The following is a 15671-nucleotide window of genomic DNA, read 5'->3' on the forward strand; positions in this document are numbered from 1 at the left end:
TCTGATGGGTGGGTTTAGTTGCTAATCATTACGAATTCATGTGGTGCTACGTCCGAGTGCGGACACGCCAATATAGCCGCGCATGGTTAAACGTTTGCCATTTGTACTCAGCTTGCCTTTGCCTTTATAGACATTGCCCGAGAGGGGATCCAGTACGGTTCCATTGCTATATTCATTTGGACGTTGTGGGTCTGATTTAAATCCTTGGATAATTTCGAGGCCCACCAAGGGAGCATTTTCGAGTTTGCCTTTGCATTTTAAGCATACTTCAACCAAGGGTTTGTACGGCAATGGGCATATTGCAGTGAGTGTTCCACTATACGTCCCGTCGGCATTTTTAACGACGGTGACATCGCCGCGTGAATATCCTGTTTGGTCATCAATTGTTTTCCAAACACCGGTCATATCACTGGCATGCAACAGACCGCTGAAACTGAGTAATGCTCCAAATAGCACATGATGTATTTGCATGATGAATCCTTTGTCATGATTTTATTGTTTTTAAATTTTTTTTTAAATCTGCAGTACAACGCGATTTGACCGATCCTTATGGTCTTAGTAATTCAATTGCGTAGCCTCGTGGGTTGTACTGCGAACGACATGCATCATGAAAAATCCCCTATACATGAATCGATATCTCAAGAGATATCATCATTTTCGTTACTTTTCAGCAAGCGATAAATTTCATCTTTTAGCTTTAATTTCTTACGCTTAATGGTCTCAATATCCGTGTTATGGTGATTGACAGGATTTAATTCCAATTGAATAATTTCACGATCTAACTCATCATGTTCTTCAAAGATCCGTGCAAAATATGGATTTTCATCACGTAACTGAGAGACCAAATCACGGTACTCAGGAAACATGTTTTTGACTTTTTTATTGCAATCTCGTGTTTTCATGGTTGTCGATCACTTCCTCTACAAGACAAACTCTACAAGAAAAGAAAAACGCCCTGCGAGGCAGAGCGTTCATGATTACATTTAATGTGAATGAAACTGTTGGTGTTTGACTTGGCGACGTAGTTGTTGAACTTCGTCAATTAAATCAAGCATCATAGCGACCGCAGTAAAACTGGCATCGAAATCTCGTTGAAGCCGATACGCACGCCGTGCGCGAGATATATCATCGCCAAAAAATTGATGAATCCTGTCTTCTGAACGGCTAGGCAGAATATCGTATTCGAGTAGTTGCAGAACCCATTCTGGACTTTGCCCACAGGCAGAGGCAAAGTGTTGTAGATCAAAACTACTTTTTTCGTCTACGATTTCAGTCTGTTTACATCCGTCACAGACAATTTCACGATAATGAATTGTTGTCATGGTGCTCTCCTTAAGACTGTCGTGGATTAAATGACGGAAAAGCTTGAGCAAAAGCCGCATATGCTTGTTGCTCTTGTTCGGTTTGTGCAGCTGGTATCTGTATATTTAAAATCAGGTAAAGGTGTCCGGGTGTTTTATTTGGTATCCCTTTGTCCTTTAATCGTAGCTGCTGACCAGTACGTGCATTTTTAGGAATTTGTAGTTCTAATGTTTTGCCATCAGGACTGGTAAATGCAATTTTTTGACCCAATGCGGCTTCCCATGGACTGATATTCAGTTGTTGGAAAATATCAACGCCTTCTACGCGGGTTTGCTCAGTTTGTTTATACAAAATTTCAATGTATAAATCGCCGGCGGCCCCACCGTTATAACCGGATTGCCCTTGGCCGGAGAGTCGAATTTGTTGACCTGATTTAATCCCTGCAGGAATTTTGACTTGCAGGGTTTTACGTTGGACTTCAGGCTCACCATGGGCGTTGAGGCTTGGAATCTGTAAGGTGATATTCTGCGTTGCACCATGAAAGGCAATATCTAAATCCACTTCTAAACTGGCGTGTTGGTCTTCACCACGGAAGCTCTTGGTTTGGCGGTTTGCACGTTGATACTGATAGTCACCGCCACCAAAGCCTTGCCCAAAACGACCAAACAAGTCTTCAAATCCACTAAAGTCCGCATGCTGACCATCAGTCGTCGATTGGCGATAAAACTGAGATTGGTCAAAACCACCTTGGTTACCAGCATTAAACCCAGCAAATCCTTGAGGATGATCGAGTTCAAAATCGTATTGTTTTTTCTTTTCGGCATCACTTAAAGTGTCGTATGCAACATTAATTGCTTGCATACGCGCTTCAGCATCAGCCTCTTTACTGACGTCAGGGTGATATTTACGCGCCAATTTTCGATAGGCTTTTTTAATTTGATCTGCCGAAGCATCTCGGGAGATCCCTAAAGTTTGATAGTGATTGTCTGGCATACTCTCTGTATAAATATTGATCATGTTTAAATCAATATAGAAGGGTTCATCAAACTGTCATAGGGGCAAACTGCAGCTTATTGTTTCAAAACATGACAATAAAAAAGCCTCACGAGGAGGCTTTTAAAAACACATTTAAAATTAATATTTTATCCAAGTGACACTACGACCAATCACAGATACACCAACATACCCACGTATAGTTAAATGTTTTCCTGAAGCACTAAGTCTTGCTTTGCCTTTATAGATTTTTCCACCAATCGGGTCCAGAACTTTACCGTTTTGGAATTCACGTGGATTTTTTGGATCTTGTTTAAAGTCCCAAATAAATGGCAAGCCGATAAAAGGTTTATTTTTCAATTCACCTGGGCAATTCGAGCAGACGCCCATTTTTTCAGTACCTGGGACATTACGAGTGGTGACAATGATGCCTTCATAGCTTCCATCGGCTTTTTTGCGAATTTCAACGTCTGCACGCGAATATCCTGTACGGTCATCGACGGTTTTCCACTTCCCCACTAGCGGATCGGTTTCCGCAGCGATTGACAATCCTGACAAAGTGCTAAGTAGTATTCCGGCAAATAATTGTTGATATATTTTTTTCATTTCATCCCCTGAAAATTCAGAATTGTGTTTTTAGAGTAAGTTGCCTAATTTATATATAAAGTCCTACAAAATCAATGTGATAGTTTGTGATGTATTTGGCATATTTTTTTAAAACGCTGCTTTAATATGGAGTTTTTACTCTAATTTTTAAGTTAAAAAAGGCCTTTAATGATTTAAAGGCCTCGTGCTTAGTTTTTGACCCAAGTGACATTGCGTCCAATTGCAGAGCCTTCAGTACGACCATTGATGATCAAATGCTTGCCATTATTCATTAAACGAGCGCGTGCATTGTAGTGCTTGCCTGATTTGGGATCGAGCATCACTCCACCCACAAATTCATTGGGCTTTTCTGGATCAGCGCTTAGGCCGCTTAAAGTGGTTAACCCGACCATGGGTTTATTTTTCTGAGCACCTGTGCATTGCGTGCATGTCGAAACATTTGCCGTTCCCGGTACGCTTCGGCTTTGGATAATAGTGGCCGAATACAGGTCATGCTTATCTTTACGAATCACCACATCGGCAAGGGAATAACCTGTTCGATCATCAATGGTTTTCCATGTCCCCACTAAGGGGTCAATCGCTGCAAAAGCAGAGGATAAACTGCAGATGGAGAACATGCTGAACAGGATAGAAGGGAGGAATTTAAGAGCCATATAATTACCCACATTACACAAAAAGCGGATGCCTAAAACTTAAAGGCATAAAAATATTATGGGTTTAATGTAGCCTGAAATAATATGAATATTCTAGTGATTTTTTAAGAATTGGTATTTATATTTTGAGCAAAAACATGAACGTGTTTGCGCTAAATGAGGTTTATGCTGAACGTCTACGCACAAGTAAAATAGTCGGAATTCATCTCAAAGTAGATTGTTATCGGCATGATGAACTCGTTTGGAGTTGAGTTCATCATGCTAATGAAAGCCGAAATGCTGCTTTAGTTGACACGGATCCAAGATACCGTCCGGCCGAGGAGCGTGGTTCCAACATAACCTCGAAGTGTCAGCACATTGCCGCGCGCATTCAATTGGCCTTTACCTTGATAGGTATTGCCTGAAAGTGGGTCGATCACCTTGCCATCGGTATAGGCATTCTCTTTTGCATTATGTTTAAAGCCAGAGAAGATCGGTAAACCAATTAAAGGTGCATTTTTGAGTTTACCTTCGCATTTTTCACAAATGGTGGTGACAGGGCGGTTGGGGATGGCATGTACTTTGGTGATTTTACCGCTATAGCTACCGTCTTTTAATTTGGTGATTTGGACTTCTGCACGGGCATAGCCTGTTTTGTCATCTATGGTTTTCCATGTCCCGACGAGGTCTGCTGCATGTGCTGTTATTGGGCCAAAGCAGAACATGGCTAAAAGAATAGCGAGTATTTTGAGTTTCATATTTTATCCAGTTTTTTTTACATTATTTTTCTATTCAAAATAAAGCTCTGTTGATTTTTTTGACTTTATTTCTGGCGCGATTCTACTCGAAAAAAAATTGATCGCAAATACAGCTGATCATCTTGAGGTTATAAAGTTCGCAACCATTCGACTAAGCGCAAGAAAGTAACTGTTCTAAATTTAATGGGAATAATAAAAAAGCACCCCGAAGGATGCTTAGATTTAGGCTTTTAATCATGCAATGATTTAGCTAAGGTGTTGACCAAAAAGGGATAAAGCTTCTTCTGCAGTAAAGGTATATTTTGTATTACAGAATTGGCAGTCCATTTCAATTGGGTTTTGAAACTCTAAGGTTTCACGAACTGCAGCAACACCAATTTGTTCAAGTGCTGTTGCACAGCGTTCTTTTGAACACGTGCAGCCAAATTTTAAGGCTTCAGTTTCAGGAAGACGAACTTCTTCTTCGTTATATAAACGATATAAGATTTCATTTGCGGATAAAGACGTTAACTCTTCTGCTTTTAATGTCTCAGTCAGCATGGTTAAACGTGGCCATAGGTCTTCATCGACACGGCGTTGTTCTTCTTCGTTGTTACGTGGTAATAATTGAATCAGTAAACCACCTGAACGGCTGTTGCTGCTTGCTAAGACGATACGTGTTGGGATCTGTGCAGATAGATCATAATATTGCATCAAGCAACCCGCTAATGTCGGTTTGTCTAAAGGTACAATCCCTTGATAACGCTCACCAAATTCAGGCTCGATATTAATGAAAAGTACTGGGTTTACCAAGGCTTTCAGTACTGTGCTGCTGTCTTCAGCAGCTTGAAAGTGCGGGTCTTCTTCATAATCGGCAAGTGCGCGAACTTCACCGAGATGATTACATTCCGCCATTGCCCATTTAAATGTGCCTGCTGCCTGAATTTGTAAGCTAATACGACCTTTAATTTTTAAGGTACTGGCCAACAAGGCAGTCGCGCTGAGCATTTCACCCAAGAGAATTTGTACAGCAGGTGCATAGTCACGCTGTGCAAGAATCGTTTGTAGGGCTTCTTCAAGATGAACCACTTCTCCACGAACAGGGCTATCTTCAATAAAAAAGCGTTGGCGTAAATCTGACATAAAATTCTCCATAACCCTGCTTTAATGGTGACGATATTGTAAAACACAAGTCATTCATTATCATCTCTTGTGACATCAATACGATGACGCTGTAAGCTGCGTTGTAAATCAACACCTGTAGGTTTTTCACGGGCTTGCGCATCGCTTTCAAACAAATGTTCCAGTTCAGCTAAAGCGTTACGATGCGTTTCATAAATCTTTTGTTCATCGGTATAGATTTGCTGCTGTTGAGTCAGCAGTTTTTCATCATAATCACGGAACAATTCGATACTTTTATAGGCATCTTCATCGCTGATACCTAAGTCGCACAGCATGTGATAGGCCATCCCTAAAGAGGATAAATAGGTTTCACGCCAAATATGCTCAATCCCCAAATCACGCAGCAAATGCACCTGATGACGGTGACGCGCGCGGACCAATAATTTTAACTGAGGGTAATTCAGACGAATATGACGCGCCACGTTCATCGAGTCTTCAATATCATCTATGGCAAGGACAAACACTTTGGCATGTTCAATGCCCGCAGCGCGTAAAATATCTGGTTGTGTGGCATCGCCATAATACAGATGACCACCATAATTACGTACGAAATCGACTTTGTCTAAGTTGCTATCAATGGCGGTAAAAGACAAATGCTGTAAATGCGCCACACGAGCAATGATTTGTCCAAAACGTCCAAAGCCCGCAATAATCACAGGATTATGTTCATCCGGAATGTCGTCATACTCTGGGATGGTTTTTGGATTAAAACGTGGCAAAATTTGTGATTGTATTAACCAATACAACATAGGGGTCAACACCATCGACAAGGTGACGATGAGGGTTAATGGCTCCAAAATGGCTTGTTGTACGACATTTTCACTTTTCGCCACACTAAAGACCACAAAGGCAAATTCACCGCCTTGAGCCAAACAGGTCGCCAGTAAAATACTGTTGCGCCATGAATTTTTGAGATAACGTGCAATTGCGGTAACTGACGCCATTTTGATGAGCATCAGTGCCAACGCACCACCGATAATGAACCATGGCATTTCAACAAACAAAGACAGTTCCGTGGTCATGCCCACGGTCATAAAGAACAGACCAAGTAAAAGCCCTTTAAACGGAGCAATACTCGCTTCGAGTTCATGGCGGAATTCCGAGTCTGCCAATAGCACGCCAGTCAAAAATGCTCCGAGTGTGGTACTGATGCCAAGTACATCCATCAACACCACGACACCCAGCACTATAAATAAACCGACAGCGGTGATCAGTTCATGCGCACCACTTTTCGCGACGAAGCGGAAAAAAGGCCGCATTAAGTATCGACTAAATAAAAATAAGCCTGAAAAAGTCGCAATGATGGCAGCGAAATAGGCGATTCCGTGATGTGATGATTCTGTCCCTGCGAGCAGGGGAATGACTGCAATCAGGGGAATTGCGGCCATATCTTGAAACAGCAAAATCGAAAAGGATTGCTGCCCATAGGTGGTGTTCAATTGCTGCTTCTCACTCAGCATCTGCAAGACAAAGGCAGTAGAAGAAAGAGCGAGAGCGAAACCGATAACGATACTGGCTGCAATGCCTTGTTGTAAGGCAAAAAAACTGCCTAGCGCTAAAACAAGACCGGTCAGACCGACTTGTAAACTCCCCATGCCGAAAATAGAACTACGCATACTCCATAGACGCTGTGGACGGAGTTCGAGGCCGATCAGGAACATCAGTAAGATCACGCCAAACTCAGCGAGATCTTGGATCGCTTGGGGATCACTGGCAATGTTAAAGACATCGGGGCCGAGCAAAATACCAGTGAACAGATATCCCAATACCGTTGCAATACCAAAGCGCTTGAGCAAAGGGACAAGCAATAAGGATGCGCCAAGGAAAATTGTGATCTGTAACAGTAGTGACATTTACTCGTCCTAGAGTTGTGTTTTTGGTCGAAAGTTGCAATTCAGTATGACTGATATTTTCAGACTGAATTGTACGCGTTTAACTGAGTTCCTGTGGGTCTATATCGAGGCTCAATTTCATATTTGATGGCTTGTTATGCAAGATGTTTTGCCACCAATAACGCAGATAATAATGTAAGCGCGCACGATCTGTAGACAGTAAAACCATGTGGGATTGATAACGTCCGGCTTTGCGCTCCATCGGGGCAGGAATCGGCCCCCAAATGTCAATAATTCCAGCAGAGTCCTGACGCAGCAATTGGGCATGTTGCTGTAAAAATTCAGTATTGAGTTCTTGGTTTTTTGACTCACAGCGTACCAATGCGGCATAGCGAAACGGTGGCATTTGTGCCATTTCCCGTTCTTTCATGGTTTCTTTGGCAAATTTTCGGTAGTTCTCATTGACCAAAATATTCAAAAGCGGATGGTCGGGTCTTAATGTTTGTAGGAATACATCGCCTTTACGTTCGCCACGGCCGGCACGCCCTGTGACTTGCACAATGAGTTGAGCGGTACGTTCGATGGCACGGAAGTCCACACTCAGCAGACCTGAATCGATATCTAAAATCGCCACCAAGGTGACGTAAGGAAAATGATGACCTTTGGCCAGCATTTGCGTACCAAGCAAAATAGCAGGCTCACTTTTTTGAATTTTGTCATAAATCTTTTGCCAACTACCAACGCGGCTGGTTGAGTCACGATCCACTCGAATGATGTCATGTTCAGGAAACAACTCATTTAAACTTTCTTCAACTTTGGCTGTGCCCATCCCAATAGATTTGAGCTCCTGATGATTACACTGTGGACAGTGATCTGGCATACGGTGAATGGTGCCGCAGTGATGACAATGTAAATGTTGATAAGGTGTACGATGAACCGTGAAATTGGCATCACAGTGTGGACATTTGGCCTGCCATGCACAACTTTCACAAATCAGTACAGGTGCATAACCGCGGCGGTTTAAAAACACCAATACTTGCTCTTTTTTTTCAAGGCGCTTACGGATTTCACCAATTAATAATTGGCTAATTCCATGCTGTTTCTGTGCCACTTTCAGATCAAGGATGTGCATTTTCGGCATGACCGCGGTGCCTGCGCGTTGGTTTAGTTCCAAAATTGTCATCTTGCCTTGTTTGGCAAGGGCATAGCATTCAATGCTAGGCGTGGCAGAACCTAAAATTACGGGGCATTCTTCCAGATGCCCACGATAAAGTGCGACATCCCGAGCGTGATAGCGAAAGCCTTCTTGTTGTTTAAAGGACAGATCATGCTCTTCATCAATCACAATTAAACCTAGATTAGGCAGTGGCGTATAAATCGCAGAACGTGTGCCTAAAATAATTGACGCCTTACCTGTTTGCGCAGCTTGCCAAGCTTGCATACGTTTTGAATCGTTTAACCCCGAATGTAATAGGGCAATATTGCAATGAAAACGTGATTGGAAGCGGCTAATGGTCTGTGGGGTGAGTCCAATCTCAGGAACTAAAACCAAGACCTGTTTGCCTTGCTTGAGAACCTCTTGCATGATCTGTAAATAGACTTCAGTTTTACCACTGCCAGTTAAGCCATCGAGCAGGAAGGCCTGATATTTTTTACGTGCTTTTAATACGGTATCGATCGCTTTTTTTTGGTCAGGGTTTGCCGTAAGAGGCATTTGCGCCATGCTCATCGGCATCGGGCTAAAGTCTTGTTCTGCTAACACACATTCGCAGATGCCTTTTTTCTCTAAGGCTTTGAGTGTTGCTGTTTCCACACCTGACAAATTTAAAAGATTTTCACCTGTGCCTGTAGGATGTAATTTTAGTATTTTATACGCTTCTTGTTGACGCTCTGAACGTTTAATTTTGGCTTCAGCATTATGGTCAATCAGATTCCATGTCCGTGCCAATAAATTATAGGGCTTTCCTTGGCGTAACAGCGTCGGAAGGGCACTTTGCATGACTTCACCAATCGGAAATTGGTAATACTGTGCAGACCATGTCAATAAATTTAAAACTTTCTCATCTAAAATGGCGCGATCATCAAGTAGTTCAGTAATGGCCTTGAGTTTAAAGCTTGAATCGAGTGGTGCATCGGGTGCAATTTTTTCCACGATGATGCCGGTCAAATTTTGCCGACCAAAAGATACAGCAACGCGTGCACCTACTTCAGCTTGTTGGTATTGCTCTTGGCTTAAGCTGTAATCGAAGCAGTCGTATAAATATACCGGAACGGCGACTCGAACGCGGTAAATAGGTGTTGCAATGCTCGCTGAATTTGCCATAAAACGTGGATAAGTTCCTGATTAAATTTCGTCGTGATCGTAAAGGAGTTGTGTTAGAGTGAGCTCATATTTTATATCTAAGAATATGAATGATTTTGATGGTCAGACGCAACTGCGCTGATAGAAATTTTGGAAAATTAGAGCATTACAATGCCTGCATATCAGTTTACTGCCATAGACGCTTCAGGGAAGCAGCAGAAGGGTGTACTTGAGGGTGATTCTGCGCGTCAAATTCGTCAACAGCTCAGAGATCAGTCACTCATTCCAGTTGCTGTCGATCCGATTGAGCAAAAAGACAAACACGCGCAGCAGCGCTGGTTTCAAAAAGGGCTGAATGCCTATGACTTGGCTTTATTAACTCGCCAACTTTCAGTTTTGGTTGCCGCTGCAATTCCATTAGAAGAAGCGATTCGTGCTGTGGGAAAACAAAACGAAAAAGCCCATGTGCAAAACCTGTTGATGTCGGTGCGTTCTAAAGTTTTGGAAGGGCATTCTTTAGCCAACGCACTACAACAAGCGGGACGCTTTCCTGAACTGTATATTGCCACGATTGCAGCAGGTGAGCGTTCAGGTCATCTCGATCTCATTCTCGACCAACTTGCTGATTACACCGAAAACCGCTTCGCCATGCAAAAAAAAGTGCAGGGTGCGATGATTTATCCCATCATCCTGATGTTAATGTCTTTCGGTATTGTGATGGGACTCATGACCTATGTGGTCCCAGATATTGTCAAAACCTTTGACCAAAGCAAAGATGCCTTGCCGTGGATAACGGTCGCTTTAATGAAAGCCAGTGATTTTATTCGAATGGCCTGGCCATTTTTATTGGTCGGTAGCGTAGTTTCGATTTTTCTCTTGGTTCGATTCCTCAGAACAGCGGCGGGACATTATGCCTTTGACCGATTGACCTTGAAATTACCGTTATTTTCCAAACTGTCTAAAGGCATTAATGCCGCTCGTTTTGCCAGTACCTTGTCGATTTTAACCAAGTCTGGCGTGCCTTTGGTCGATGCTTTAAAAATTGGCGCAGCGGTCAGTAATAATTGGGTGATTCGAGATTCGGTCAACCTTGCGGCAGAGAAAGTAACAGAAGGTGGTAATTTAGCAACACAGCTTGAGCGAAGTGGTTATTTCCCACCGATGATGGTACAAATGATCAAAAGTGGTGAAAGTTCAGGCGAATTAGATCGGATGCTCGAACGTGCGTCGACGATGCAAGACCGAGAAGTGACGACCTTAATTTCAACTTTATTGGCGTTGCTTGAACCGCTGATGTTGGTATTTATGGCGAGTATTGTACTGGTGATTGTGATTGCTGTGATGCTGCCAATCGTGAATATGAATAATATGATTTAAAACATTCGAACAATGATGTGAACAGAGATTTGTAACATGAAAGTGAAGACAAAAAATATGAAGCAACAAGGTTTTACTTTAATTGAAGTGATGGTGGTCATTGTCATTTTAGGTGTTTTGGCAGCGCTGATTGTACCGAACGTGATGGGCCGTGGTGAAAAAGCCAAAGTCGATACTACGGCGATTACCTTAAAAACTGTGGCAGGTGCACTAAAGCAATACAAAATTGATAATGGTAAATATCCATCGATGCAAGATGGTGGTTTAAATGCCTTAATCACTAAGCCAGAATCTGCAAAAAATTGGTTACCAGATGGATACTTAAATGGGCAATATCCAAAAGACAGTTGGGACAATGATATTCAATATGTGATTCCCGGTTCTGAAGGCCGTCCTTATGATCTTTATTCATTTGGTGCGGATGGTCAGTCTGGCGGTGAAGAAAATGATGCCGATATTTACTATAAACACTAACTGAGAATAATTATAAATTCAGTTTTAATGGAATTAATCACTTCACTTAATAGGATGTTTCAATATTGAGTGAAGTGATAATAAATCTTAACTATAAAATTAATATTAACTTATTGAATTTAATTTAAATTTAATAATATAAAATATGTGATATTTATAATAAGAATTATTCCCAATTTTATTGATTACAATAATCGCAAAATATGAATAAATATAGGCTTTTCATTTAAATAAAACCGAGCATAATATCTTTTATGGTACTTTTTTAGCCATGGAGGATAGTATGAAAGCATTATTATTAACGGATGAAATTAACCAATTTCATTGGTCTATGCTGAAATCTGTTCTTTTGATTTTAAGTATTCTGCCGATCAGTCAAGGCATTGTGTATTTATGGCAAAGTACTGAGGGCAGTAGCCAAATTATGGTGGGCTTCTTTGCCATGAGCTTAATGAGTTCATTACTAGCTTTAAGTTTTTGCTCTGCATTAAAAGCGACTGTGGCAAATTTAAAACAAGAACATGCATCTGCCATCGAACAAATGGTTGTTCGTCTTTATCGATATATTCCAATGGTATCTTTAGCTGCCATGCTTTCCTATTTAGTTACGCAGTTATAACCTCAAAATTAAACTTTCCAAACTGGAGCTTGCTCCAGTTTTTTATGTCTCATGCTAATGAACAGTTAGCCTACATCGAAGCGTACATTAATGTGATACGTGTTCTAATATGACCTTGCTTTGTCCGTTTTGGCGCATCGAATGTCTGCTTCACATATCGTCAGCCTGAATGAAATTTTTATAATGCATAAATAGTCAGATGAAGTACAACAAAGAATAGAAAGAGGGAAAAATGCAACAGATTGATTTGCAAGATTTTTTGAAAGTTGAATTACGTGTGGGGAAAATTGTGCAGGCTGAAGTCTTTGAGCAAGCACGTAAACCCGCGTACATTCTCCATGTGGATTTTGGAGAGGAACTGGGCATTAAAAAATCCAGTGCGCAAATTACACAGCTATATCAGCCGGAAAATCTATTGGGAAAATTGGTCGTTGCCGTCGTGAATTTTCCAAAAAAATAAATTGGTCCGATCCAGTCAGAATGCCTAGTCACAGGCTTTCATAATGCAGAGGGGCATGTTGCTCTTTGTGTGCCTGATGCAGAGATTCCCCTCGGCACCAAGTTACTTTAAAAAAGCAGGGTGAACTGGCACCCTGAAAGTTTATCAATAAAAAAACCGAGCCAAAGCTCGGTTTTTTTGATCTTTTGTAGCGGAATCAACGGCGTGATTTAAAAGAAATATCAACTTTACGCGGGCGATAGATCCAACCGAGAACCAATAACAAGAATGAAAAAATCAACACAGGCCAATCACTTAAGCGAGTGTAAAGCGTTTCGCCTTGCATGGCAGGTAAATCACCACGCAGTACCGCATCGTTATCCATCGGTGCCTGCTTCACAATGTGACCATTATGATCAATAAAGGCGGTAATGCCGGTATTGGTTGCACGGATAAACCAACGGCCATTTTCTTTGGCACGCATTTGAACCATTTGTAGGTGCTGATGCGGGCTCGCTGTTCCAGTAAACCATGCGTCATTGGAAATGGTCACTAGGTAGTCACTTTGACTGGCATTACGGCGAGTTAAGTTGGGATAAGCCACTTCATAGCAAATCGCAGCACCTAAATCATGACCTTTAACATTCAAAGGCTTTTGGTTATTTTCACCACGTGAAAAGCCACTCATCGACGGGTCATTTTGTAGGGCAGGCAGTACCCAACTTAACATCCCTGAAAGCGGAATGTATTCACCAAAGGGGACTAGACGTTGCTTCTTGTATAGACCAGAAGATTCATCACCAGTTGCCATGATGGTGTTGTAATACATAGGGTGTTGGTTTTGCTGTGATTCTGCCAAATCCCAATAGGGAATACCTGTCACCCAAGCCGTCCCTGTTTTATTGGCTTGGACTTTCATCGCATCCAGAAACGGCTCAATATCGGTTTGGAACATTGGAATGGAGGATTCTGGCCAAACAATGACATCACGCCCCCATTCGGTCCGACTTAATGACGCATATTTCATTAAGGTTTGAGCTTGGTATTCTGTTAACCATTTTAAATCTTGTGGAATATTGCCTTGAATTAAGGAAACACTCAGCGGTTTTTCATTTTTAGGCTGAACAAATTGCAGTTGCGCTGCACCCCATGCACCGAGCAAAACAAGGGCAGAGGGAACAATCCAAAAGATGCGTTTACGCAGGATTTCAACCAAGGCGCAGGCCAATACAATGACCGCAAAAGATACTCCAAAGATCCCGAATAATGGCGCATAGCCATCGAGGAATCGTTCAGTAAATGCATAACCTGCAAACAGCCATGGAAAACCGGTAAAGACCCAAGTTTTACTCCACTCGAAAAACACCCACAGTGGCGCAAAGGTCAGTGGGGTTTCTGGAAAGAAGCGGCGGTAGAGCCAACTCTGAACTGCGGTAAACAGCCCCATCACAATCGCCATAATGGCAATCATCAAAACACTCAGTGCTGAATTGGTATCACCATAGACATGGATCGAGGTATACAGCCAAAAAGCCCCGACAAACCATAAGCCAAAGCCATAAGCTAGACCAATGAAAAACGATTGTTTAGGGGTACGTTGACTTAAGCAGGCATATAGCAGGGCAGGAGATAAAATCGCCAACCACCAATAATGATAAGGTGCCAGCGACAAGCTGAATATGGCACCTGAAAATAATGCAATCAGCAAAGGATAGATGAAAGGTAGCTGTTTTTTTTGTTGTGAGTGGTTTAGCAGCTTATCAAAGTAGGTTCTCATTTACGGACAGCTCGGATCAGATGAATGGTACGTGCATCTGCCTCCAAAATGGTAAATTCCCAGTTTTCAAGTTCAATCACTTGACCTTGTAAATCACTGACCAAGCCCATTTCTTGTAGCAGTAAGCCGCCCACAGTTTCTACTTCATCATCTGAAAAATCAGCATCTAAAAGATTGTTAAAGTGTTCAATTGGTGTAAGTGCTTGAACCAACCATGTATTTGCACTTAGTGGGTCTTCATCTGGAATGATAAATTGAGCTTCTTCATCAACTTTGTCGTGTTCATCTTCGATTTCACCCACAATTTCTTCAAGAATGTCCTCTAAAGTGACTAAGCCTGAAGTTGTGCCATATTCATCAATCACTACAGCGATATGGGTTTGGGTATTTTTCAACATACGTAAAACTTGGTCAGAACGCGCGCTCTCGGGTACAAATAAGGGTTGACGCATTAATGCACGAATATCGACTTTGGTGGTCGGTTCTGTCAAAAATGGCAACAAATCTTTGGCCAACAAAATACCGACAACATTGTCTGGCTGGTCTGAGGAAAAGACTGGGAAACGTGAGTGTGCAGATTCAACAAGTACATGCAAAATATCTAATAGCTCATCATCTTCTTGCAAGCTGATCATCGCAGTACGGGGGGTCATGACCTCGCGGATTTTAGTTGCAGGTAAGTCGAGTACCCCTTCGAGCATGGCAACTGTATCGGGTTCTAAGAAGCGACGTGAATCTTGTACCAATTTCAACAGTTCGTCACGGGTTTCTGGTGCAGTGCCCAGCCATTTACGTAAGCCGCGCATGCCCCACGACGGGCCGGATTCCTCTTGCATGATCTTTCCTAAAGACTCTTAATATCTAATAAATGATGATTTTATCATACCCTAGAAAATACAGTTGTCTATTGTTAATGTTGATCTAGATGATGAGCGATCAAGTCATTTTAAGACGCTATCGTTTGCATTTTTCAAGCTAACATTCGGTCGTCAGGATTATGCTAAAATAGCCTTAGATTTTAATACTGAGTTTTCTAATGTCTGAGCCTTCTGTGCCCCCATCAATTCAACTAAACACCCGTGGCTTACGTTGCCCTGAGCCTGTGATGATGTTGCATCAAGCCATTCGTAAATCAAAATCGGGCGATATTGTTGAGGTTTTTGCAACAGATAATTCGACCTCTTGGGATATTCCGAAATTTTGTATGCATTTAGGTCATGAGCTTTTGCTTCAAGAAGAACGTCTGGATGAAAATGGAAATAAAGAATTCCATTATTTGGTTAAGAAAGGTTAATTTAAGAAATTGTAAAAAATAATAATTATTAAGATGTTACATTTTTATTAATAAAATAGGCTGGTCAAGTCTGATGGCTAGCCTATATCATTCGCAGCATAATTA

The 15671-nt window shown here is 41.8% G+C and carries 16 protein-coding genes and 1 pseudogene; 5 read left to right on the plus strand and 12 right to left on the minus strand.

The features are described from left to right. Positions 1–36: 36 nt before the first annotated feature. The 10 genes from G0029_RS01515 to G0029_RS01560 form a co-directional block, all read right to left on the minus strand. Entirely contained in the window at positions 37–471 is a 435-nt protein-coding gene (locus G0029_RS01515; RefSeq protein WP_180106189.1) for a DUF2147 domain-containing protein, read from the minus strand. A gap of 167 nt (positions 472–638) precedes the next feature. Continuing rightward, positions 639–902 (minus strand): YdcH family protein, encoded by a 264-nt coding sequence (locus tag G0029_RS01520; protein WP_078192816.1) that lies wholly within the window; start codon positions 900–902, stop codon positions 639–641. Between the two features lie 81 nt (positions 903–983). Next, positions 984–1322 carry a chaperone modulator CbpM gene (locus tag G0029_RS01525; RefSeq protein WP_111885626.1) on the minus strand — a complete coding sequence of 113 codons (339 nt, stop codon included), beginning with the start codon at positions 1320–1322 and terminating at the stop codon, positions 984–986. A 10-nt stretch (positions 1323–1332) separates the two neighbouring features. Next, complete coding sequence (locus tag G0029_RS01530; protein WP_180106401.1) at positions 1333–2295, minus strand: DnaJ C-terminal domain-containing protein; 963 nt, start codon at positions 2293–2295, stop codon at positions 1333–1335. 141 nt (positions 2296–2436) lie between these two features. Then, complete coding sequence (locus tag G0029_RS01535; protein ID WP_078192815.1) at positions 2437–2901, minus strand: DUF2147 domain-containing protein; 465 nt, start codon at positions 2899–2901, stop codon at positions 2437–2439. 188 nt (positions 2902–3089) lie between these two features. After that, positions 3090–3554, minus strand: coding sequence for a DUF2147 domain-containing protein (locus G0029_RS01540; protein WP_180106191.1), 465 nt, complete (start codon positions 3552–3554; stop codon positions 3090–3092). 284 nt (positions 3555–3838) lie between these two features. Beyond that, entirely contained in the window at positions 3839–4291 is a 453-nt protein-coding gene (locus tag G0029_RS01545; RefSeq protein ID WP_180035003.1) for a DUF2147 domain-containing protein, read from the minus strand. Between the two features lie 246 nt (positions 4292–4537). Next, positions 4538–5413 carry an Hsp33 family molecular chaperone HslO gene (gene hslO, locus G0029_RS01550; RefSeq protein ID WP_111885623.1) on the minus strand — a complete coding sequence of 292 codons (876 nt, stop codon included), beginning with the start codon at positions 5411–5413 and terminating at the stop codon, positions 4538–4540. A 50-nt stretch (positions 5414–5463) separates the two neighbouring features. After that, positions 5464–7305 (minus strand): monovalent cation:proton antiporter-2 (CPA2) family protein, encoded by a 1842-nt coding sequence (locus tag G0029_RS01555; protein WP_180106193.1) that lies wholly within the window; start codon positions 7303–7305, stop codon positions 5464–5466. Between the two features lie 79 nt (positions 7306–7384). Next, positions 7385–9607, minus strand: coding sequence for a primosomal protein N' (locus G0029_RS01560; RefSeq protein WP_180106195.1), 2223 nt, complete (start codon positions 9605–9607; stop codon positions 7385–7387). A gap of 150 nt (positions 9608–9757) precedes the next feature. Here G0029_RS01560 and gspF point away from each other — a divergent pair, with 150 nt between their 5' ends. The 4 genes and pseudogenes from gspF (at position 9758) to G0029_RS01580 (ending at position 12627) form a co-directional block, all read left to right on the plus strand. After that, the gene (gene gspF / locus G0029_RS01565; protein ID WP_078189785.1) at positions 9758–10963 is read left to right on the plus strand and encodes a type II secretion system inner membrane protein GspF; all 1206 of its coding nucleotides are present in this window, start codon (positions 9758–9760) and stop codon (positions 10961–10963) included. Positions 10964–10999: 36 nt separating this feature from the next. After that, entirely contained in the window at positions 11000–11437 is a 438-nt protein-coding gene (gspG, locus tag G0029_RS01570; protein WP_180106197.1) for a type II secretion system major pseudopilin GspG, read from the plus strand. Positions 11438–11720: 283 nt separating this feature from the next. After that, positions 11721–12056: a hypothetical protein gene (locus G0029_RS01575; RefSeq protein ID WP_180106199.1), complete on the plus strand. Its 336-nt coding sequence runs from the start codon at positions 11721–11723 to the stop codon at positions 12054–12056. A 232-nt stretch (positions 12057–12288) separates the two neighbouring features. Further along, positions 12289–12627 (plus strand): annotated as a pseudogene (locus tag G0029_RS01580) (tRNA-binding protein). Positions 12628–12712: 85 nt separating this feature from the next. Here the strand turns inward: G0029_RS01580 and lnt are convergent. Together lnt and G0029_RS01590 are read right to left on the minus strand one after the other, a co-directional pair. Then, positions 12713–14272 (minus strand): apolipoprotein N-acyltransferase, encoded by a 1560-nt coding sequence (lnt, locus tag G0029_RS01585; RefSeq protein WP_180106201.1) that lies wholly within the window; start codon positions 14270–14272, stop codon positions 12713–12715. Continuing rightward, positions 14269–15108 (minus strand): HlyC/CorC family transporter, encoded by an 840-nt coding sequence (locus tag G0029_RS01590; RefSeq protein WP_078189781.1) that lies wholly within the window; start codon positions 15106–15108, stop codon positions 14269–14271. The genes lnt and G0029_RS01590 overlap by 4 nt, the downstream gene beginning before the upstream one ends. Before the next feature lie 200 nt (positions 15109–15308). Between G0029_RS01590 and tusA the strand changes: the two genes are divergently transcribed. Further along, entirely contained in the window at positions 15309–15566 is a 258-nt protein-coding gene (gene tusA, locus G0029_RS01595) for a sulfurtransferase TusA (RefSeq protein WP_180106203.1), read from the plus strand. Positions 15567–15671: the final 105 nt, after the last annotated feature.

The organism is Acinetobacter sp. YH12138, from assembly GCF_015218525.1.
Taxonomy (GTDB): Bacteria; Pseudomonadota; Gammaproteobacteria; order Pseudomonadales; family Moraxellaceae; genus Acinetobacter; species Acinetobacter amyesii.